We start from the raw sequence: 20,105 nt of genomic DNA on the forward strand, positions 1-20,105 counted from the left end.
CCCATCATGCCATGGGCAGTGGCCGCTAGAGCATGTAAGGAATCTTGAACGCCAGCGTGAAGTCCGGTGCGTCCGGGGTCAGTCCGATGCCCAGCAACGTCACCAGCGTGGTGTGCTGGTTGAGCGCATAGGTCACGCCCAGATTCAGTGATGCCGCATTGGCGTCACTGCCGATCACCTTCATCCACTTGCCACCCTGGAAGCGGGTGGAGGCGCGGGCGCTGATGCGGTCGCTGAAGGACAGGCTCAGGCTGGTCCGCTCGTTGAATGCGAAGGCCACGCCAGCACCGAAGTACACCGAGCCTCCCAGCTTCACGTCGCCTGGGTTGACCGTATCCGGATTGCTGTCGATGTCGCTGAAGCCGCGAGGGATGGAGTGCACGTACCCGATGTTGGCGAACAGGATGGCCGGATCGGCGGTCTTGACCATCGACAGGCCCACATTGGCCTGCCACACGCCATTGCCGGTGGGCTGTTCCCTGGGTACGGCGAAGCGGATGTAGTCATCGTCGTCGCGCTCGATCACCTTCCAGTCCAGACCGTAGGGTGCGCGCCCGGTAGGGGCGGTCACGCCGGCAGTGAGAACGGTCTCCGGGCGCCAGCCGCGTTCGCCGAACAAGCGGTAATTCGCACTCAGGCCGATATCGCCCAGCCCGTTGCCATTGGTTTCTTCCTGCGCGATCGCGGCCGCCGCACCGCCGGCGCCGCCCTTCTGGTAGACGGTGCGCCGCGCCAGGTAAGGCACGTCCAGGTTGAGCGTCAGGTTCGGGCTGACACCCCAACGCGCGGCCAGGTTGTAGGTGAGCGAATCGGATTCAACGTTCTCGATGGCGATGTTGCCGAGGAAGATCGCGTCCAGCGCCAGGAAACCATTGAGGGTGAGCTGCTTGCGGTCGTAGCGGGCGTAGGTGAGGCTGTTCTCGACGGTGAAACGGCGCGAGAACAGCGCCGACTGCTGCTGTTTCACATCATCCACGCTGCGCCGCGATTCCTGCTTCGCCTGCTGTGCCTCGGCGGCGGTACTGGCGTAGCCTTCGCCACCCGACGAAGTCTGTAGCGTCGCGCCACGCTCGACTGCCGTAGCCGTAGCCGTAGACGGGGCCATCGGGCCAACCTTCCCACTCAGCCGCGCCTGCATCGCCTGCACCTGCATGTCCAGTTCGCGCAGCCGCCGCACTTCCTGCGCATAGTTGGATTTGAGCTGCTCCAGCTGGTTGGCCAGTGCCTGCACGTCGGCGCCATCGTCCGCCGCGGGTGGCGCGGAGAAGGCGGTGCCCGCCAGCGCCGCCAGCGCCAACGGGGTGATCCTCATCAGGGTGTGCATGTTCGTGTCCTGCGTTGTGGAACGCTTCCCCCAACGCCGTGCCGTGGTGCTACCGGCCCGGCCCCATGCCGCGGTTCATCGCAATCGCCTGGGCCACGTTCTGGCTCAACGGCAGGTTGCCGCCCGCGGTATCCCGCACCAGTTCCAGCCGCAGCTGGTTACTGGCGATCTGGCCGTCACCGTTCAGGGCGATGCCCTGGCCGACGCTGCCGTTGCGTATCCATTGCTGGACCAGGCCCTGGCCATCCACCTGCAACTGCAGGCGTGCCTGGTTGCCGTCCAGCACCGCGGAGGCCGAGACGCCTGCACCCTGCGCACTGAGCGAACGGGCACCGTCATCCGAAGGGGCCGGCACCGTGCCGTTGCGCACCACCAGCGTGGTCGCATTGCGGGCGACGTTGCCATCGCCGGCCACCTGCACGCTCTGCACCAGGCCGCTGGCGTTGGCCAGGCCACTGCTGTCGATGTGGCGACCCTGCGTGTCAGGCAGCGGCGCATCTGCGGCGGTCACGTGCACGCTGGGCTGGAAGCTCAATTTCGGGCTGCCGCCGCTGCGGAAGTCCATGCCCAGGGTCAACGCACCCTGCAGCACGCTTCCGTTGCTGGCCTGCCACTGCGAGACCATCGTCACTCCGAACCAGGCCACGGTATTGCCGCCTACGGTGTAGCGGCCGCGCATCAGGTTCAGTTCGGGATCCGGAATTTCCTTCAGGCCACGCCCGGGCACCGCGTCCGCCGCCTGCAGGGGCAGGGCGGGGCAGGCCAGCAGCAGGACCATCAACAGTCGGTGGCGGAACATGGCGGAACCTCCTTCAGAACAGGTCGGCGTGGCTGAAGCCGAAGTCGACCAGTTCGGCATCGGTGATCGGCCCCTGTCGCGCGTAGAGCGCGCGGGCACTGGGCCGTTCGCTGGGTTGCAGCAGGACCGTGTTGCGATCGAAATCACTGCCGATCACCACGAATACGGCATGCGATGGCCACGCAGCGAGGAACTCAGGCAGCGACAGGCTGCGGTTGCCAAGGATGGGGTCAGCCACCTCGACCACACCGCCGCGCACCTGCTTGAGCACCACGAAGTGGCGGAAGCCGCGCACGTCCATCAGCACAAGGCCGGGAACGCGAAGCGTGCGCAGGCGTGCCTCATCGATGCGATAGCCGCGACCGCGCATGCCCAGCGATTCCACGTAGCGCTTGATGTCGAGCAACGAAAAGCCACGCTCGGCCACCAGCGCCGGGTCGGACACCCCCATCATCCCTTCGATCACCGTCGCCTCGTCGGTATCGAGGTGGTAGGCATGGCGCAGGAGGGTCGCCAGTGCGGCCGCCCCGCAGCTGTAATCGGTGTGCTGGCGTACCACGTTGCGGTAGCGCCGTTCCTGCATGCTCTCCACCTTCTGCTGCAGCAGCGCGCCATTGGGCAGCACGCCGGCGAAGCCGACGTCGCCCGCCCGCGCAGACGCGCTGCCCAGCAACAGCAGGCAGGCCAGCAGGCGTATCGAGAGACGGTGGCCGATCATCGCGTTCTCCGGCAGCAAGGGGGAGCCCCTGTCCCAAGGGGGAGGAGGAACAGGGGCTCCCGGGGACCCGGCCATTGGCGGACGGCCGGGGTGTTGCGCTTACTCGCCGTTGCCGCCACCACCGCCGGTGCTGGGCTGGGCGACTGCCAGGGCCAGGCTGTTGGCCTGCAGGTTGCCGGTGCCCGCGGCCACGTTCACGCCGATGTTGCCGGAGGCGCCCGAGAAGGCACTGCCGGACAACGCCGAGGTGTTGGTCGCATCTACATTCACCCAGCGCGTGGTGCTGACTGTGCCGCTCAGGCTGGCATACAGGTCGGCCACGCCCAGTTCGACGAACTGGCTGGTGCCACTCTCACGCGTATCGAAGCCCAGGCCGCCCACCCCCGGCCGGTTGGGGTTCATCGTGGCGTTCTGGATCTGGTTGTCCAGATCGATATGGCCGGTGCTGTTGCCACCCGGGTGCGGCAGCTCGCCACTCCACGTATCCAGGTAGTAGTTGGCCATCTGGTAGGCGTTGCCGGTGCCGCGGTAGGTTCCCGCGCCATAGGCCAGTGTCAGGCCGCTGACGCCGCCACGCATGCCGACCTGCACGGTATCGGTGTAGGACTGCACGAAGCCGGCGTTGCTGACCGTGTTGCCGGTGGAGACCTGGTTGGAGCTGATGCTCGACTGCGCCACTGCGGTAGTCGCGACCGAGGCGGCGAGCGCATTCTTCTGCTCGTTGTTGTTGCCCGAGGCGACGTTCACGCCGATGTTGCCGGACGCACCGCCGAAGGCATTGCCACCGAGACCCGCGGCATTGGTGACGCCGGAGTTCATGGTGGCGTTGCCGAAGCCGGCCTGGTTGACGAACACCTCGGCGTCGGCCATGCCGAAGCTGAAGGACGCGTCGGCGGCGGACAACGAGGCGGCATTGTCCTGGGCGTTGTTGTCGCCCGATACCACGTTGAAGCCCAGGTTACCGGAGGCACCTGCACCCACGCTGTCAGCGATGGAGGCACTGTTGGTGACCAGGCTGTTGCTGGTGGCGTTGTTGCTGATCGACTGGCGGTTGTCGATCACGGCAATGGCCGCCGAGTCGAGGTCGATGTCGCCGGTGATGTTCGGGTCGCCGGAGAAATTGATGTCGGTGCTCAGGCGCAGGTCCTTCTCCAGGTTTACGTCGACGCCGTGGTTGTTCTTTTCCTTGCGTTCGTCGGCCTGGATGTTGCTGTGCTTCTGCACATTGACGTTGACGGTGCGGTTGCGCACGTCGTTGTCGGTGTGGTTGTGCGTGTCGTTGCGGGTCTCGCTGACGGTGTGGTTGTGGTTGATGTTCGCGTTGGCGTTCTGGTTGTCCCAGCCATTGGCCGCAGCGGCGGTCGAGGCAGTGGCAATCGCCATGGCGAGCATGGTCTTTTTGACGGTCGCTTTCATGGTGCCCTCTCTCTCATCAGGTGGTGCATCGGTTGGGTGGTTGTCACGGGCGGTCCTGCACGACCAGGCCCAGTACATTGGCCGTGTCGTTGCCGTTGCCCGCGATCTGATTGAGTTGCAGGACCCCGTCGAATCCCCGCAGCGCCGTGCTGGTGACACCAGCACTGCGGGTGCCCGTCGCGACGCCGCGACCGGCGTCGTCCCGCCCCCCTGCCAACACGGAACCTTCGGCGGCCAACGCCGTATCGTCGGTTTCGCGTATGCCCTGTCGGGCCAGCGTCGCGCTGACGACGTTGAGCGTCGTGTTGGCGATGCCGCTGGCCTGGTTGATGGATGCGATGCCGCTGGCACCGGCCAGCGCCTTGCCATCGATGACGGCAGTGGCGTGCAGCGGTGCACCCAGCACGCGGTTGCCACCGCGGAGTTGCCGGTTGCTGATCGAGACGTCGGCATGTTCGCCCGTGGCGATGCCGCGCAGGTTGGCCTGCAGATTGAGGTCGCCGGCCACCTGGTTGACCGCGATGGCACCGTTCGCGCCGGCCAGTGCATGGCCGTCGATGCGGGCAACGTCGAGGTAGGCGAGCATGCCGCTATATTCATCGGCCTGCGCGATCAACGGCGTGGCGAACAGGACCAGCAGCAGCCAACGTACCCGCTTCACTTGCCACCTGCCGGGGCCATGCCCTGCAGCGGGAACTGGCCGATTGCGCCGCGCACGGTATCGCCGATGCCGCGGGTGCTGTTTCCGACCGCACCGAGCGGCCCGCTCATGGCGCTCCCCAGGCTGCTGCCGACCATGCCGTCACTGCTGCGGCCCAGCGTGCCGCCCAGGGCCTGCTGGGTAACCCGTTCAACCGTTGTGCCACGCGGCGAAGTGGCGGCCGCTGCCTGGCCGGCCCCCATGCCGGCATAGTCCTCATCGCTCAGTTCGTCCATGCCGGTCGAGGCGCCACCGGTGCCCAATGCACTGGCAATTTCGCGCTGGGGTTTCGGGTCGGCGATCAGCGCCATGCCAGGGGGCGCCATGCGATAGGCCGGCCGCGCGGCCACGTCACGCAGCAGGACAATCTCGCCTGGTTGTGCCTTCACGCCCTGGCGTGCACCGGAGGCAGAGGCGCTCGCGGCAACCGACAGCAGGGCCACGGCCAGCGTCGCCAGCAGGCCGCGAATGGGGGTGGTGCCGTCCATGCCGATCTCCCGTGGTGGGTGCGGCGGAACCACGCATCAACCGTGCCAACCCTGCAAGGCTTGGCCGCCCTGGCGCCAGGCGCTGGCAGGCGTGGGGTGCTGCTGCTGCGCTGTTACAGCGGCGTCGGAAAAATGTTGGGATTGCGCTGTACCAAGCGCCGCAGGGCAAGGCGGGCGCCCGACTGTCACACTGGCGTTACAGGTGCCGTCGCGGACTGCAACGGTGCCGCTTCAGCCGGTGCTTTCTTGACGCGGCGCTCATTGCGCCGCCGTTTAGCGCAGCGCTAGGATCCGCCCATCAAAGGCCGCTGCGGTGGCCGTAAAGGGTCCCGGCGGAGGGCGGCACGCCGGTGATTGCCTGACAGTCCGCCGACGGTGTCCGGATGCTGGGGGAAGCATGGCGGCGGTCCCGGAGGCTTCTACATCACGTTGCGTGCTCTGGTTCGGCGAGCCGCTGGCGAACGAGCGCAGCGCGCTGGCGGCCGCAGGCTGGTACGTGCGCCGCATCCATCCCGACCCGGCGATGGCGATCGGGCTGCGCGGGCGTGATCGGCTGCTCGCTGTGCTGGATCTTCGCCATCTGGATACGCCCGCGCTGCAGTTGCTGGCGCCATGGATCGAACAGCACGTGCATCTGCCCTGGCTTGCGGTGCTGCCACCCGGCGCAGGGCCCACGCCTGCAGCGTGGCTGCCCTTGCTGCAGCGTTGCATCTCGCGGTTCACGCTGCCTTTCGGCCTGCAGGACCTGGTGGCTGCGATGCGCAAGCAGTTCGACGCGGATGATCCTTCTGCCAGCGAGGTATGCGGTGGCCAGGGGCCACGCGCACTGATCGGCGAGAGTCCTGCGTTGCATGCGGTGCGCACCGTGCTGCACAAGTTCGCGCCGGTCGAACTGCCGGTACTGGTCACCGGCGAAACCGGTACCGGAAAGGAGCTGGCGGCTCACGCGCTGCATGCGTTGTCCGGCCGTGCGGGCAAGCCGTTCATCGCGGTCAACTGCGGTGCCATTCCGGCCAACCTGGTGCAGTCGGAGCTGTTTGGCCACGAGCGCGGCTCGTTCACCGGCGCCGACAAGCGCCAGATAGGCGTATTCGAAGCCGCACACGGCGGCACCGTGTTCCTCGACGAGGTGGGCGACCTGCCGGCGGAGGCGCAGACCAGCCTGCTGCGCGTGCTGCAGGAAGGCACCTTCGAGCGCGTCGGCAGCAGCCAGCCGCTGCGGGCCGACGTGCGCGTACTCGCGGCCACCCACGTCGAACTGGAGCACGCGGTGGCGCAGGGGCGGTTCCGCAGCGATCTCTACTATCGGCTCAATGTGCTGCGCCTGCTGATGCCGCCCTTGCGCGAGCGTGGCGCCGATGTGCAGCTGCTGGCCGAGCACTTCCTGCGCTGCTTCCGTCTGCGCCACAGCGTGCGTGCACGTGGCTTTGCGCCCGCCGCGCTGCAGGCGATGCGACGCTTCGGTTGGCCCGGCAACGTGCGTGAACTGCTCAACCGGGTGCAGCGGGCGGCGATCATGGCCGAAGGCGAGCTGATCAGCGAGCGTGACCTCGAACTGGGGGGGAGCGAGCATGCGCCGCCGGGCGCGATGCTGCAGGATGCCCGCGGCCAGGCCGAGCGCGATGTGCTGCTGCAGACCCTGCGCCAGACCGGCTACAACGTCTCCGAGTGCGCACGGCAGATGCAGATCTCGCGGGTGACCGTGTACCGGCTGTGCCGCAAGCATCGGCTGGAACTGCCGGCGCAGCGCTGAGCGCGGATCATGGTTCGCCCGAACGGTAGCGGATGCGGTACAGGTCCAACCCCGCACCGTCTGCGCGCCGCGCCGAATAGGTCAAAGTGTCAGGTTGCGAGCCATCCAGCATCGCGCCGTAGCTGTCGCCGGAGGCTTGGTTCACCGGAGAGGGCAACGCATGGCCTGCGTCATAACGGCCTCCACGCTCGTAGCCAATGAACTGGCGCACCGGTGCACTGCCGAAGTCCAGGGCACGGGCAAACACCACCGTTCGGCCGTCGCCGAGGAAAGTGGCATCGAACTCCTGCGCGGCGGTATTGATGCCACCGGCCAGCGGCCGCGCCAGCTGCGCCACGCCGCCGATCATCGTGGCGCTGTAGAGGTCATGGCCGCCGGCACCGCCCGCGTGATCACTGGAGAACAACAGCGTACGACCGTCCGGGGAGAGCATCGGTGCGAACTCGTCGGCCGCACTGTTCACCGCGGGGCCCAGATTCTCCGGTTCGCCGAATCGACCGTCGCGTCCAATGCTGACCCGGTACAGATCGTCGCCGCCCTGGCCGCCTGCGCGGTCCGAGCAGAAATACACGACGCGCCCATCTGCGGAGAACGCGGGATCGAAGTCGCGCCCGGCCGTGTTGAACGGTACCGGCGTCGCCGGCCGCCAGTGCTGCCCATCGTGGCGGGAGACCCAGATGTCATACCCGCCCGGACCGCCGGGACGGTTGCGGCTGAACCACAGTGCGGTGTTTCCGTCCGGGCTCAAGGTCAGTCGAATCTCGTCGTACTGCGTGGATGCAACGCCCGGCGCAAAGCGTTCGGCGGGGCCGACGATCTGCAGCACCCTTGAGGGAGTCGCGGGGGGCGACGCAGAAACCAGCAGCATCACGGCCAGCAGCGCTTTCATGCCTGCCGCTCGAAGTCGCTGACCCAGTTGGTTTCCCAACTGCGTCCCCCATCGGTCGAAGCCGCCTGTTCCCAGCGCGCCGAGCGCGGGGTAATGCGTGACCAGATCACCCGCGTCTGGATCGCCTGTCCGTCGTGCTGGTCATCGCCGAAGAAGCGCCCGACGCCGGCCTCGAAACCACCGCGCAGCGGCGCGCCGATCCGGGTCGGCTCCCGGCCATCCAGCCACCAACTCAGCCAGTGCCGCTCAGCCGCACTCCAGGCGCGGATACCCATGCCGCGCAGTGGTGCTCCCGGCACGTCCATCAGGTTGTCGCCCACGTTGCCGAATCCTCCCAGTACCGGCCAGTTGTGCAGGGTGCCGTTGAACGCGTCCCACGCATCACTGCCTGCCAGCCGAGCGCGCAGGCGACGATGGCGCACCTTCCAATGGCCCACCAGGAAATCGAAATCGCGCGGTGCATCTGGCAGCTTCGGAAGCGGAGAGGGGGCTGCCGCAGTGCGGCGGAACCAGTTGCGCCAGTTCACTTCCCAGTGCGCGCCGGCATCGTCGGAGAACGCCTGCTCCCACCACGGCTCCTCGCCATGGATGTCATGCCAGCGGAACCAGACGTCGATGGGGCGTCCCTTGAAGTGATCACGACCACGGAAGCTGCCTCCATCGCCTTCGAAGACGCCGCGCACGGGCGCTTCGATATGGGCAGGGTTGCGTCCATCGATCCACCAGATCGACCACGTGGAAGACACCGGATCAAACGCACGCACGCCCAGGCCCCTGTAGGGACCCGAAGGCAGCGCCATGACGTTGTCATCGATGGTGCCGAGTCCGCCCAGGGTGAGCCAGACCGCGCTGGCGCCGCTGAAGGCTTCCCAGCGGGTATCGCCCAGCAGGCGCTCCTTCAGCCGTTGGTGCCGGACCCGCCAGTTGCCCTGTAACCATTTCCAGTCTTCGCTGTGGCTGGCCAGGGGCCGCCCCGAGGGCAGGGCGCTTGAGGCCGCCGCCGCGGCCAAGGTGGCCAGGAACTGCCGTCGATCCATGTGCGTGACCCCTTGCCGGACGTGCCTCCATCGTTGCGGGTGCGAGGGGGATTGACCACGCAGATATCGGGGCTCAGGCTAAGCCATACTTATGGTGACCCAACGCCAGCTTCCATCGCTTGTCGCCATCCGCGCCTTCGAAGCGGCGGCGCGGCTGGGCAGTTTCGCCCGTGCCGCCGAGGAGCTCGACACCAGTGCGGCATCGGTGAGTTACCACGTGCGCCGGCTGGAGGCCCAGACCGGTACCTGCCTGTTCCTGCGCCATGCACAGCATGTGGAACTGACGGCAGCGGGTGCCAGCGTCGCGCAGGAGGCCACCCGGGCCTTCGACGCGCTTCGTGCCAGTTTCATGCGTGCCGCTGACATGGATGCGGCGCGATTGCGCCTGTCCGTATTGCCCACGCTGGGCACCAGCTGGTTGACGCCTCGCCTGGGCAGCTTCCGTGCCCGCCATCGGAACATCGTGCTTGAACTGGACCTGTCGGCAGAGCCCCACGACCTGGCCGCCGGGCGTTTCGATGCCGCCATCCGCAATGGGCATGGCGGGTGGCCCGGGCTGCAGGCCACGCCCCTGTTCCCCAGCATTTTCACCCCGTTGTGCGCGCCAGCGCTGCTGCCGGCGGCAGACGGGCTCGGTCGCCGGGCGTTGGACGTTCCGCTGCTCGGCAGGCCCGACTGGTGGGCACTGTGGTTCTCCGCACATGGTGCCGTCCCGCCGCCGGCCGCAGAGAGCTTCATCACCCCCTTTGCGGTAGAGCATCTGGACGCCGGCGCGGCCATTGCCGGGCAGGGCATCGCCATTGCTTCGCCAATCCTGTTCCAGGCCGAACTGGACAGCGGGCGCCTGGTGCAGGCACATCCCGGTGTGGCCAGCGACGGGCGGGGTTTCTGGTTCGTGGCACCGACGGCGCGCAGCCGGAGCGCCAAGGTCATTGCGTTCGGTGACTGGCTGGGCGAGCAGGCCGCGCAGGCCAGGCATGCGGCGCGACATCATCTGGCGCGCACGGTGGCGGCATGAACCAGAGCCCCGAACTGCTGCGACGCCTGCTGCGTGCCAAGGACCGGATGGACCATGCCAGCCACGAGGACTGGCCGGTGGCCCGCCTGGCCGAAGTGAGTGCCGTATCCGCGGCGCATTTCGCGCGTTCGTTCAAGCAGGCATTCGGGCTGCCGCCGCACCGCTACCTGCTCAGCCGCCGCATCGAACGGGCCGTGGCGATGTTGCGTGACACCGACCTGCCGGTCACCGAGATCGCCGCGCAGACCGGGTGGAGCAGCCTGGGCACCTTCGGCCGCATCTTCCGTGACATCACCGGCGACAGCCCGGGCAACGTGCGCGAGCGCGAGCGCGCTGGCCAGGTGACCCCGGCCAGCGTGCCGGAATGCCATGCGCGTGCCGCGCAGCGACCGGACCTGAACATCGCAGTTTTGGAGAAGCGCCGTCGTCAGGCGGTTGCTAACGTGGACCCCACCTGAGGGAGGTCCCATGACAAACACTGTGAACACGGTCGGCCTGTATGTGCGCGACCAGGATGAGGCACTCGCGTTCTACGTCGGCATGCTCGGTTTCGAAGTGCACACCGATGTGCGCAATGGCAGCTACCGTTGGCTGACGGTACGCAGCCCCGGCCAGGACGGATTCCAGCTGGGGCTGTTCGTTCCGGGCCCGCCCACCCACGATGCGGCCACCGCGCAGGCGCTGCAGCAGCTGGTGGCCAAGGGCGCCATGCCGCCGCTGGTACTGGCCGTGGACGATTGCCAGGCGTGCTATACGCGATGGCGGGCGCGGGGCGTGGAGTTCACCCAGGAGCCGGTCGAACGCTATGGCGCCATCGATGCCGGATTCCGTGACCCGTCCGGCAATGGCTGGAAGATGATCCAAGCCCGCTCTGAAGCGAGGCGCCGTCAATGAGCCGGGGGGGCTGGGCGCGGCCCGTGCATCGCTGGACCTCGATCGTCTTCACCCTGGCGGTGATCGCCAATTTCGCCGCTCGCGGGCTGGGGCAGGGCGAGCCGGCAGCGTGGATCACCTATTCGCCGCTGCCGCCATTGTTCCTGCAGCTGTTCACTGGCCTGTACCTGTTCGTGCTGCATTACACCGGGAAACGCCGCAGCGCCGCATTGGGCGCTGCAGGCTGAGGCCGCCTCAGGCGGCAGCGTCGGCGGCGTAGGCCGCCAGCAATGCCGGCAGCTGGTCCATGCGCTGGAAGATCACCTTCGCACCCGCAGCGCGCAGGGCCTCCGGCGTGCTGTGGTGCGGGCCGCCCTCGCTGAAGCCAAAAACGGTCGCACCCGCCGCGACGCCGGCGGTCGCGCCGGTCACGGTGTCTTCAATGACCGCGCAGCGCTTCGGATCCACACCCAGCGCGGCAGCGGCCGCCAGGTAGACGTCCGGGTGCGGCTTGGTGTTCGGCATGTCCTGGCCGCTGTAGACGTGGTCACCGAAGGCATCGAGGATGCCGACCTTGCTCAACTGCAGCTTCACCTTGAACAGATCGGCACCGGACGCGCAGGCAATGCGGCCACCGGTCGCTATGGCGATCGCACGCACGGCCTCGGGCGCCCCCTGGATCGCCTCAAGGTCCTGCTCCAGCGCACGATTGCGCTGCTGGCGGAATTCCTCCAGCCACTGCTCGGTGAACGGCTTGCCGGTGCGCTCTGCGATCAGCCCGGCCAGATGGGCCACGGATTGGCCCAGGAAGACCTCGCCCGCCTGCGCAGGCGTCAGCGGCCAGCCGCGTGCGGTCAGCATTTCCGAGAGCACGCGGGCCACCAGCGGCTCGGAATCGACCAGTACGCCGTCGCAGTCGAACAGCACGGCGTCGAAGGGGAAACGGGACATCTACTACTCCGGGAACAGCCAAAAGGGCGAAGCGCCCGCCATTTTCCCATAGCGGGACGGGCAGGGCACGCCGGCCACAGGAACGCTAGACTGCCGGGCCACCCCACCCAGCGCCTGCACGGGAATACCCCTTGAACCGAGTGCGATCCCAGGCCCGGCACCATCACCTCATCAGTGCCGGCATCGCCGGCGCGGTGACGCTGGCCGGCAGCTGCCTGCTCCCCGTCCTGGTGTTGCTGCTGCCTGCGGGATTCTCGCCAGGCGAGTTCATCATGCCCGTTGCCGACGGCGCCGCGCAGTTGCGGAGTGCGGGGCTGCTCCTGCTGGCGGCCTGCGCACTGGCCACGTTTGCCGGCCTATGGGCCAGCGCGCCGTCGCCAGAACCCGCATCGACGGCGCGCAGGATGGTGGTGTCGCTGATCCTGCTTGCCACGACGCTGCTGATCAGCCTGGCCAGCATGGCCTACCTGATGCGAACGCTGTCCAGTGGGACGCCAACGACAGGGCACGGGCTTGTCGCTGCTACCGTCGTCGGCGCCGTAGTGCAGTTCCTGTTTGCCAGAGTGCTGGCGTCACGATGGCTGCGTGTACAGGCATCGTGACGTTCCTCTGTCCGCCGCTCAGCCCAGGTCACACCCTGCAGGCTGTGGCCAGGTGGTGGCCGGCAGCATGTTCTTCAGCGAGGCCGGTGCGTTGATCGCCACATAGCTGGCGCCCAGCAGCTCCTCCAGATCGGCAATCGTCACCAGGTAGTTGTCCAGGCTGCCGAGGTTGGCCTCGTTGGGAATGATCCAGCTGATCGCCTTGGCGGTTCCGGTGTTCGGGTCACGGGTGATGATCGTCTTCCAGAAGAACTCCGGGGTCGGGATGCCATGGCTGGCCAGGAAGTAATCGTTGGCGGCGTCGCCGTAGACCACACCACCGTAGACGTCCACCGGTGCGATGTCGCGGTAGCACTCGGCCACGTTTTCGGCCTTCACCCAGATGCCCTGGTTGAAGCTGGACACCTGCGGCACGATGTTGGTCATGTAGTTGGCGCGACGGATGTAGGTCGCGTCGTAGTCCATGTGGTTGGACGTGACCAGATGGCCACGGTCATAGCCGGATCTGATGCTGGCGTAGGACGCGGTGCTGGTCTGGCCCAGGCAGCCGGCCGGCAGGTCCGGGTCCTTGTAGAAGCTGGACGGCCGTGCGGCCGAACCGGTATCGGCGGTAAGCGTGTACTCGTAGCGGGTGGCGCTGTGGATGCTGCAGTCGTAGGTCAGCACGAAGCCGCCCTTGTTGAGGGTGACCACCTGGGCCTGTGCAGCACCGGCAAAAGCACTGAGTACGATGGCAAAGACAAAGCTTGCAAGGCGCATTTCGATTCTCCAGCAGAAGATTCAGGGCGCAGCCGCCCGTCACGACCTGGCCGGGGCGAGGACATGCGGAGGTGCTGCGGAGACGGATGCTGCGGATTGCGGTGGAGCCTGGCCGCGTTGTTGGGCCATCAGCCCTGCGGTGTCATAAGCGTCACAAGCTGGCGCCTTGTGGTCAATGACGAAAGGGCGAAGCTGTGATCATGCGCAAGCACTGGTGATATGTCAGATCACGCGGCGCGTGGATGACACGCGCGCGTGCTAGGCGCCTGGCAGGCCTGCCAGCTGCGCGCCTGGGCCTGCGGCGGCGGGCGCTACAGGAATGCTTCCTGTTCTTCGTCCGGCGCCAGGCATGCGGCCTTGCTTTGCTCGGTCGAGCTCGCAATGGCCGCCTCGTCGAAACCGCTGCGGCTCAACCACAAACGATTCCAGCGGACCAGTGCGTCGCTGTCGCGTGCCAGGCAGGCATAGCGGACGATCGATTCCAGGTTGTCGATGGTCGGGTACTGCTGGGCGATTTCGTCCAGTCCCTGGCGCATCAGCGGCCAATCGGGCTTCGCCGCGCGGAAGTGATCGGGCGAATACGCGGTGGCCGACCAGTACAGCCGTGCGTAGCGCATGGCCCGCTTCTTCTTTGGTGCGCTGGCCATCGAGTGCCGCGCGAAGGCTTCCATCTTCTGCGCGCTGCCGCCCCAGGCCGGCGTGAAGTACTCCATGGCAATGAGGTGCAGTGGTTCGTAGTCGGGGAAGGCCTTCGCTGCGCGATCAACGAGCGCCAGCATTTCGTCGTCATCCGCGCTTTCGCGCAGCGCGATCAGCACGTTCATCTCGTGCCAGAACGGGTCGCCGCCGGCAACATCCTCATGCGATTGCAGGTAGGCCCGCGAAACCGCGTTGTACTCATGGAACTGTGCCCAGTCGTCGGCGTTGACGGTGTTGGCGTAACCGTTGCCGCGGTAGCTCCAGGCCAGGTTGAGTGGAATCCGTGCGGTGATCAGGTGGGCCGCCGCAGACTTCGGCGCGTGCTGAACCCAGCGCGCCGCCCATGCAGACCAGTCGTTCCAGGCTTGAACCTCCTGCCGCGACGTGCCGATTGCACGCGACATGCAGATGTAGAAACGGCCGAGCCGGGATTGGCCGGCGGCGTTGAGCTCGCCCTTGCGGAAACGCGCGGCCATCGCATCAAGTGCCGCAAAGTCGTCGTTGGCCATCAGCCGCGCAATCTCCGCGCAATCGTTGGCCGGTTCGGGGGCATCTTCCGCCAACACTAAAGGGGCGAACAGACAGGCGACGCTGGAGAGCGTGCCTGCGACGAGCATCCTGTGCATCGGGGGCGTCCTTGCTTTGATGGGAGACTGCGGAGGGCCCGCAGTGCCTTGAAGCATAGCAAGGCGCGCTTTGCGGCATGTTGCGTCGCAAGGTGCCAGCCACCATTCGCACTGGTACGGTCCGATCCGTTGCACCACCACCGACGGGGAGAGACAACGATGCGCAAGGTTCTGCTGCTGTTGATCCTGCTGACCGGGCTGGCGCCCACGGCCCTGGCGGCCACGGTCAAGACCACCCATCGCACCATCCCCAGCTGGGATGGCACGCCCCTCGGGGCCTTCGTCATCGAACCCCAGGATGCCGGCAGTGGCCGCTATCCGCTGCTGGTGATGCCCAGCAGCTGGGCAGTGCCCAGCGTGGAGTACGTGGGCGCGGCACAGTCGCTGGCGCAGCGCGGCTATGTGGTCATCAGCTACAGCTCGCGCGGCTTCTGGGAGTCGGGCGGCAGCATCGACATCGCCGGGCCGGCCACGGTCGAGGACGTCAGTGCACTGATTGACTGGGCGCTGGACAACACCCGTGCCGACCCCTCACGAATCGGTGTATCGGGCATCTCCTATGGGGCCGGCACCAGCCTGCTGGCGGCGGCACGCGACCCGCGCATCAAGGCCGTTGCCGCGTTGAGCGGCTGGGCCGACCTGCAGGCGTCGCTCTACAGCCATGACACGCCCAGCGCGCAGGGTATTGCCCTGCTGGTGGCAGCCGGCCTGGCCACTGGCCGCCCCGGGGCGGAGCTGGCCACCATCAACGGCAATGTGCTGGTCGGCAACTACCAGGGGGCGGTGGACTCGCTGCTGCCGGTGGCGGCACAGCGCAGCCCGGCCAGCAGCCTTGATGAGATCAATGCCAACCAACCCGCGGTATTCCTCGCCAACGCCTTCAACGACAGCCTGTTTCCGCCGGGCCAGCTGGTCGACTTCTTCACCCGCCTGAAGGGACCCAAGCAGTTGCAGCTGCGCCATGGCGACCACGCCCTCAACGAAGCCTTCGGTGCGCTCGGCATTCCCAATGAGGTCTATGCCACGGTGGGCGACTGGTTCGACCACTACCTCAAGGGCGTGGCCAATGGCATCGATCGCCAGCCGGCGGTGCAGTTGAAGTCGCAGAAGGGCAGCTGGAGCCGTTATCCGGACTGGCAGGCCACCTCTACCGGCGCCGTAAGCTACGGGCTGACCGCGCCGACCGGGCTTCTGCTGCCCACCGGAGGGCTGGCCGAGAGCGGTGGCGGCACCGGTTGGAACTACCGGATCGGCAGCGGCCTGCTTACTGCCGCCAACTCCGGCGTGGTGATGGCGTCCGGCGCGCTGCAGATGTTCAACCTGCCGCCCGGTGCCTATGTACCATTCGTTGGCCGCAACGCCGCAGGCGTCTGGCAGGGCCCGATCTACTGGAGTGCACGCCGCCTGGATGGCGCACCGGAAGTGCGGTTGACGGTGACGCCCACTCGCGCCAACACCACGCTGTATGCCTACCTGTATGCCGAGGATATGCTGGGCAACGGCCAGCTGATCAGCCACAAGCCGTACACCCTGCGCGGTGCCACGCCCGGCCAGCCGAGAACCATCGATCTTCGCCTGGAAGCCAGCAGCTGGAACCTCCCGACCGGCAGCCGGCTGACCCTGGTGGTCGATACCGTGGACCTGCGCTATGCGGGCATCAGCCAGCTGGGCGGTGCGGTGACCTTCAGCTCGCCAGCCAACGCGCCTTCGGTGCTGAAGGTGCCTTTGCATTGATGGGTCAGCGCAGGTCCGGTGGATTCATCGAAGCGTCGCGGACACAGGGATCACCGGCGTCCGGTGTCAGGCACGCCTCGATGTCCGGTGGAAACCGCGGAATCCTGCTGGTCTGCATCACCACCCAGCGCATGATCGTGTGCAGGTAGTTGAGTGGCAGCATCGTGAGCCACATGAAACCCGGGAGCTGCGCGTCTTCGGCGAAGATGCGCTCCTTGCCGGACGCGAAGCTCTCGCGCTTGCCGTCCAGCGGCATGCAGTAGTGCACCGCGTCCACGACGGCTGCCGGTCCTTCTTCCATGTAGCGCCGCAGGAACTCCCAGTGGGCATGCGCGTTCTCGATGCGGGAGGTCGCGATGCAGAACGCGAACGTCTCCCGTACTGTCACGCCATCCGCGTCCAGGATCAGTCCGCGGACATCCCAGTTGTACCATCCGAAGGTTCCGGTTCCGCGGCCAAGCGTGAAATACACCCGGTCCCAGGGCGCGCTGAGGGTGGTGCCATCCAGCCGGAACACGTGTATCTGCCGATGCTTGCGATCAAGCGCGATCGGATAGTAGGTCCAACGGAACAGCTCGAGGCAAGCTACCCATATGCTCGCTGCAGTGAAGACGGCCAGCATCGCCATGCCTATGAATATCGCCTCCCACAGGCCGTTTTGGTTCGGTAGCCTGTTCACGACCAGCAACCAGAGCAGCATCAGCATGCCGCCCAGCCCGAAGGCAATGCCGATCGCGCCCAGCAGGGCTGCAAAGCCACGTGCGGCGAACCAGCGATCCACCGAAACCAGGCAGTTCGAATTCATCTTCACCACGCACAGCTGCGCCAGCGGCGCGACATCCAGTCGCTTCTTCCGCAGCAGGCGGTGCTCACGATCAAACGCATTCAGCGGGCGGTTGTTGGGAAATTTGCGCGTGTATCCGGTGTAATCCATGGGCGATCCCTGCGCGATTCCAGCGCCCGTTGGATTCTAGCGGGATTATCCTGGGGGAGATCAGCGACGAACGTCGAACTGGTCGCTCTCCATCAGCGCCCGGACTTCAGCTTCGCGGGCAGGGCTGAAGTCGCCGGGAATGGCGTGCTTCAACGCGCCCGCAGCCAGTCCGAAGCGCACGGTGCTTTCTGCGTCCAGCCCGGACAGCAATCGGTGCACGATGCCGGCGGCAAAGGCATCGCCACCGCCGATGCGATCAACGATGCCGGGCAGCGGCCTCGGAGGAGCCTGCGCGCGGGTTCCATCGCGTCCCAGCAGCAGCGCACCGAGCACGTGATGGTCGGCGCTGATTACCTGGCTGTTTCTGAAGAACTACCAGCGCTAAGCTTGATCTGGCGCGACGCACACCTGCGTTGAAGCGCGCAATGCATCACGAAACGGTGAATGGCCCTCCTGCCCCGCCGAGCGCAAAGAGGTTTCCTGCTACCTTCGGCCGTGGAGCCGGCACTGGCTCCTGAACTCATTCCATGGAGGAAACCTAGATGTCGCTAGCATCAGTTCTGCTTGTTCTCGCGTCAGCTCAGAGTCTCGCGGTCATGCCGGCAGGCCAGGCATTTTCGGAGAAGGAATCGGATATCGCTGCCAAGGCCTACATGAGTGCGAACGGCGTGTCACTCGACACCGCCAAGCGCAGGCTGGAAGTTGAATCCGAGCTACCTTCGGTCATCGCCGAACTGAAACGGCGATACAGTGATCGGCTCGCATTTGTTTCGATCGAAAACATGCCCGATCAACACCTCGTTGTTGGACTGAAGGGAAACATGATGGAGGCGGTCCGGCACTTCAGAGTGAGTGACTCATCCATCAGGGTCGAGTTCGAGGAGGGGTATCCGTACACGGAGAAGGAGTTCTCCGAAACCATGCATAGAGTCGTTCCACTTGTGGTCGAACTCATACCTGATGCAGTGAGTGTGGACGGCCGCCCCGAGCTGGGCATGATTGACGTTTCGGTTCGTGGAGCCGATGCAAAATCGTATGAAGCGGCCAAGCGCAAGATTGAAGAGGCTGCGAAGCTGAAGGTCAACATCATCCTTGGGAGGGATCCCTTCCGCAATTCGGCGTACACCGCCGGTGGGGCGATCCTGACTGCCAATGGCAGGATGTGCACAAGCGGCCTTGCGGTTCGGCACAAGCTGACCAAGGTAAAAGGGCTCCTTACGGCAGCGCACTGCGATGATCAGTTGCTTTACAGCAATTACGATCATGAGGTTGGTGGCCCGCAGGTCATGATGCCACTGACATTCCAGGACGCGCTCTTCGACGGTAGTCACGATGTTCAATGGCACTCGCTTCCTGCTGGAAATACACCGCTCCAGGAAGTGTTCGCAGAATTGAAGGGTGAGTACCAGACGAAGGCATTGATACTGATCCATGCGGACCTTCCACTGCATCGCCTCCTTTGCTTCCGAGGGGCTCGCACCGGCTTCAGTTGCGGAACCGTCACATCGGTGCAGCACGCCCCGTTGGGCGTATGTGGCGCTGCAGTCTGTGCACCCACTTGGGGAAGAGTGGAAGGCTCCGAACTTGCATGCGCGTCCGGTGACAGCGGCGCCGCCGTCTTCAACAAGAGCGGCTCAGGCTACGGGATCGTAAAATCCGCTGAGAATCCCAGTGATTCAATCGAGAAGGGAAGCTGCAAGGCGTTGACCGTCATGCCCTTCGGCAAGGTTGCCGATCTGAATCTCGACCCGGTATGAGGCACCGGGACCGAGGAAGCCTTCAGTAGGCGCCGCAGGGAATTGCTGCGGGCAGGAGAGGTGGCGCGCTCTGCCGTGGGCGAGAGCAGGGCACCACGGCGGCGGACTATGCCGATCGTGCGCGACACTACCGGGTTGCCGATCGCGCGTGTCACCAGGGTGGGGTGATCCCCGTCCGGCGTGGCCATCTTCGGCAGCGCTGACACGCCGATGCCGGCCTCGACCATGCCCAATGAGTCGACAGGTGGGCCACTTCGTAGTGCCAGCTGAGCTTGAGGCTCTCACGCGCCAACGCACCATTCAGCAGCGTGCGGTTGCCGCTTGCGCGGTGCACGGTGATCAACTGGCGCTTGGCCAGATCCGCCCATTCCACCTTGCGCTTGCGTGCCAGGGAATGATTGTGCCGGGTCGAACAGGCCTTCGCGCCGGGCCAGCCGGGCCAGCCCGGCCAGCATCATCATGCCGATCAGGAACAGATAGACATCGCGGCCCTCGGCCACCGCGTGCAAGGTCGTGCCGAACGGCACCGTTCCCAGCAGTGGAAGCAGAAGAGCAGCCCCCAGTGCCCACACGTACTCCGGAATGCGGAATGGCCGGAACAGCAGGCCGAGGGTCGCCACGGTCACGGCCGCCCAGATGAGGAAAGAGGAACAGGAAGCGAGCATCGGGCGGGGTGTCGCACCTCCCCGCATAAGGTGGGAGCCATTCAGGGCGTTGCGGTGGACTCAACGATGTTCGACTACCAGGGCTGGACCTTCAACGCCAATGGCCGAACCCGGGTGGCCCGGGTGGAACTGGATGGCGACGGCGACGGCACCATCAACCGTTACCGGTTGACCCTCGGGCCCGCCCAGTCCGGGCTGTGCATCAAGGTGGCCTCGCAGGAGGAAGCCGCCAAGAGGCTCGAAACCGAGGTGGAGAAACTGCTCGGCCCAGAGTGGTAAAGAGGGGAGTGGTAAAGAGGGCTTCACTGCGGCAGAAGCGTTGTGAGGTTGCCAGCGCCACTCCGCAATCTCAGTCCATGCGAC

Annotated in this window: 21 protein-coding genes and 3 pseudogenes; 9 read left to right on the forward strand and 15 right to left on the reverse strand. The window is 66.1% G+C overall.

What is annotated here, in order from left to right:
- Window positions 1-25: 25 nt before the first annotated feature.
- From AC5P74_RS09310 to AC5P74_RS09335, 6 genes are all read right to left on the reverse strand, one after another.
- On the reverse strand, window positions 26-1,324 hold the full coding sequence (locus AC5P74_RS09310) for a transporter (protein WP_346607266.1): 1,299 nt from the start codon (window positions 1,322-1,324) through the stop codon (window positions 26-28).
- A 49-nt stretch (window positions 1,325-1,373) separates the two neighbouring features.
- Window positions 1,374-2,123, reverse strand: coding sequence for a hypothetical protein (locus tag AC5P74_RS09315; RefSeq protein ID WP_346607265.1), 750 nt, complete (start codon window positions 2,121-2,123; stop codon window positions 1,374-1,376).
- Window positions 2,124-2,136: 13 nt separating this feature from the next.
- Window positions 2,137-2,841, reverse strand: coding sequence for a C39 family peptidase (locus AC5P74_RS09320; protein WP_346607264.1), 705 nt, complete (start codon window positions 2,839-2,841; stop codon window positions 2,137-2,139).
- Window positions 2,842-2,940: 99 nt separating this feature from the next.
- Entirely contained in the window at window positions 2,941-4,257 is a 1,317-nt protein-coding gene (locus AC5P74_RS09325) for a FapB/FapC family functional amyloid domain-containing protein (protein ID WP_346607263.1), read from the reverse strand.
- A 43-nt stretch (window positions 4,258-4,300) separates the two neighbouring features.
- The gene (locus tag AC5P74_RS09330; RefSeq protein WP_206620300.1) at window positions 4,301-4,918 is read right to left on the reverse strand and encodes a FapB/FapC family functional amyloid domain-containing protein; all 618 of its coding nucleotides are present in this window, start codon (window positions 4,916-4,918) and stop codon (window positions 4,301-4,303) included.
- A complete protein-coding gene (locus tag AC5P74_RS09335) occupies window positions 4,915-5,445 on the reverse strand; it encodes a FapA family amyloid fibril periplasmic chaperone (protein ID WP_171957018.1) in 531 nt (176 codons plus the stop codon). Before AC5P74_RS09335 ends, AC5P74_RS09330 begins: the two co-directional genes overlap by 4 nt.
- 397 nt (window positions 5,446-5,842) lie before the next feature.
- On the opposite strand from AC5P74_RS09335, the gene AC5P74_RS09340 reads away from it, so the two are divergent.
- Complete coding sequence (locus AC5P74_RS09340) at window positions 5,843-7,198, forward strand: sigma-54 interaction domain-containing protein (protein WP_346607262.1); 1,356 nt, start codon at window positions 5,843-5,845, stop codon at window positions 7,196-7,198.
- Window positions 7,199-7,205: 7 nt separating this feature from the next.
- On the opposite strand, the gene AC5P74_RS09345 is transcribed toward AC5P74_RS09340, so the two are convergent.
- Both AC5P74_RS09345 and AC5P74_RS09350 read right to left on the reverse strand, forming a co-directional pair.
- Window positions 7,206-8,087, reverse strand: a complete 882-nt coding sequence (locus AC5P74_RS09345; protein ID WP_346607261.1) for a TolB family protein — start codon at window positions 8,085-8,087, stop codon at window positions 7,206-7,208.
- Window positions 8,084-9,124 (reverse strand): hypothetical protein, encoded by a 1,041-nt coding sequence (locus AC5P74_RS09350; protein ID WP_346607260.1) that lies wholly within the window; start codon window positions 9,122-9,124, stop codon window positions 8,084-8,086. The genes AC5P74_RS09345 and AC5P74_RS09350 overlap by 4 nt, the downstream gene beginning before the upstream one ends.
- A 91-nt stretch (window positions 9,125-9,215) precedes the next feature.
- Between AC5P74_RS09350 and AC5P74_RS09355 the strand changes: the two genes are divergently transcribed.
- The 4 genes from AC5P74_RS09355 to AC5P74_RS09370 are packed head-to-tail and all read left to right on the forward strand — an operon-like array spanning window position 9,216 to window position 11,263.
- Complete coding sequence (locus AC5P74_RS09355) at window positions 9,216-10,142, forward strand: LysR substrate-binding domain-containing protein (protein WP_346607259.1); 927 nt, start codon at window positions 9,216-9,218, stop codon at window positions 10,140-10,142.
- Window positions 10,139-10,600 carry a helix-turn-helix domain-containing protein gene (locus tag AC5P74_RS09360; protein ID WP_171957011.1) on the forward strand — a complete coding sequence of 154 codons (462 nt, stop codon included), beginning with the start codon at window positions 10,139-10,141 and terminating at the stop codon, window positions 10,598-10,600. The genes AC5P74_RS09355 and AC5P74_RS09360 overlap by 4 nt, the downstream gene beginning before the upstream one ends.
- Window positions 10,601-10,610: 10 nt before the next feature.
- A complete protein-coding gene (locus AC5P74_RS09365; protein WP_053496550.1) occupies window positions 10,611-11,036 on the forward strand; it encodes a VOC family protein in 426 nt (141 codons plus the stop codon).
- Entirely contained in the window at window positions 11,033-11,263 is a 231-nt protein-coding gene (locus tag AC5P74_RS09370) for a hypothetical protein (RefSeq protein ID WP_134955412.1), read from the forward strand. The genes AC5P74_RS09365 and AC5P74_RS09370 overlap by 4 nt, the downstream gene beginning before the upstream one ends.
- Before the next feature lie 7 nt (window positions 11,264-11,270).
- On the opposite strand, the gene AC5P74_RS09375 is transcribed toward AC5P74_RS09370, so the two are convergent.
- Window positions 11,271-11,966 (reverse strand): HAD family hydrolase, encoded by a 696-nt coding sequence (locus AC5P74_RS09375; RefSeq protein ID WP_346607258.1) that lies wholly within the window; start codon window positions 11,964-11,966, stop codon window positions 11,271-11,273.
- Between the two features lie 140 nt (window positions 11,967-12,106).
- On the opposite strand from AC5P74_RS09375, the gene AC5P74_RS09380 reads away from it, so the two are divergent.
- Window positions 12,107-12,568 (forward strand): hypothetical protein, encoded by a 462-nt coding sequence (locus tag AC5P74_RS09380; RefSeq protein ID WP_231109113.1) that lies wholly within the window; start codon window positions 12,107-12,109, stop codon window positions 12,566-12,568.
- An 18-nt stretch (window positions 12,569-12,586) separates the two neighbouring features.
- Here AC5P74_RS09380 and AC5P74_RS09385 read toward each other — a convergent pair whose 3' ends face one another.
- Both AC5P74_RS09385 and AC5P74_RS09390 read right to left on the reverse strand, forming a co-directional pair.
- Complete coding sequence (locus AC5P74_RS09385) at window positions 12,587-13,327, reverse strand: DNA/RNA non-specific endonuclease (protein ID WP_053496552.1); 741 nt, start codon at window positions 13,325-13,327, stop codon at window positions 12,587-12,589.
- Between the two features lie 311 nt (window positions 13,328-13,638).
- Window positions 13,639-14,709: a hypothetical protein gene (locus AC5P74_RS09390; protein WP_241744526.1), complete on the reverse strand. Its 1,071-nt coding sequence runs from the start codon at window positions 14,707-14,709 to the stop codon at window positions 13,639-13,641.
- A 102-nt stretch (window positions 14,710-14,811) separates the two neighbouring features.
- Here AC5P74_RS09390 and AC5P74_RS09395 point away from each other — a divergent pair, with 102 nt between their 5' ends.
- Window positions 14,812-16,386, forward strand: coding sequence for a S15 peptidase family protein (locus AC5P74_RS09395; RefSeq protein WP_346607257.1), 1,575 nt, complete (start codon window positions 14,812-14,814; stop codon window positions 16,384-16,386).
- Window positions 16,387-16,390: 4 nt separating this feature from the next.
- Here the strand turns inward: AC5P74_RS09395 and AC5P74_RS09400 are convergent, their stop codons facing one another.
- Both AC5P74_RS09400 and AC5P74_RS09405 read right to left on the reverse strand, forming a co-directional pair.
- Window positions 16,391-17,320: a DUF6708 domain-containing protein gene (locus AC5P74_RS09400; protein WP_070489131.1), complete on the reverse strand. Its 930-nt coding sequence runs from the start codon at window positions 17,318-17,320 to the stop codon at window positions 16,391-16,393.
- A 60-nt stretch (window positions 17,321-17,380) separates the two neighbouring features.
- A pseudogene (locus AC5P74_RS09405) lies at window positions 17,381-17,677 on the reverse strand (PfkB family carbohydrate kinase); the annotation flags it as partial.
- Between the two features lie 185 nt (window positions 17,678-17,862).
- Here AC5P74_RS09405 and AC5P74_RS09410 point away from each other — a divergent pair.
- Window positions 17,863-19,077 carry a chymotrypsin family serine protease gene (locus AC5P74_RS09410; protein WP_495204885.1) on the forward strand — a complete coding sequence of 405 codons (1,215 nt, stop codon included), beginning with the start codon at window positions 17,863-17,865 and terminating at the stop codon, window positions 19,075-19,077.
- Between the two features lie 65 nt (window positions 19,078-19,142).
- On the opposite strand, the pseudogene AC5P74_RS09415 reads toward AC5P74_RS09410, so the two are convergent.
- Window positions 19,143-19,477 (reverse strand): annotated as a pseudogene (locus AC5P74_RS09415) (LysR substrate-binding domain-containing protein); the annotation flags it as partial.
- Window positions 19,416-19,742: pseudogene (locus AC5P74_RS09420) on the reverse strand (arsenic transporter); the annotation flags it as partial. The pseudogenes AC5P74_RS09415 and AC5P74_RS09420, both read right to left, overlap by 62 nt.
- Window positions 19,743-19,808: 66 nt before the next feature.
- On the opposite strand from AC5P74_RS09420, the gene AC5P74_RS09425 reads away from it, so the two are divergent.
- Complete coding sequence (locus tag AC5P74_RS09425) at window positions 19,809-20,021, forward strand: hypothetical protein (RefSeq protein ID WP_088497589.1); 213 nt, start codon at window positions 19,809-19,811, stop codon at window positions 20,019-20,021.
- Window positions 20,022-20,105: the final 84 nt, after the last annotated feature.

This window comes from Stenotrophomonas sp. YJH_SMC_94-11 (assembly GCF_059370435.1).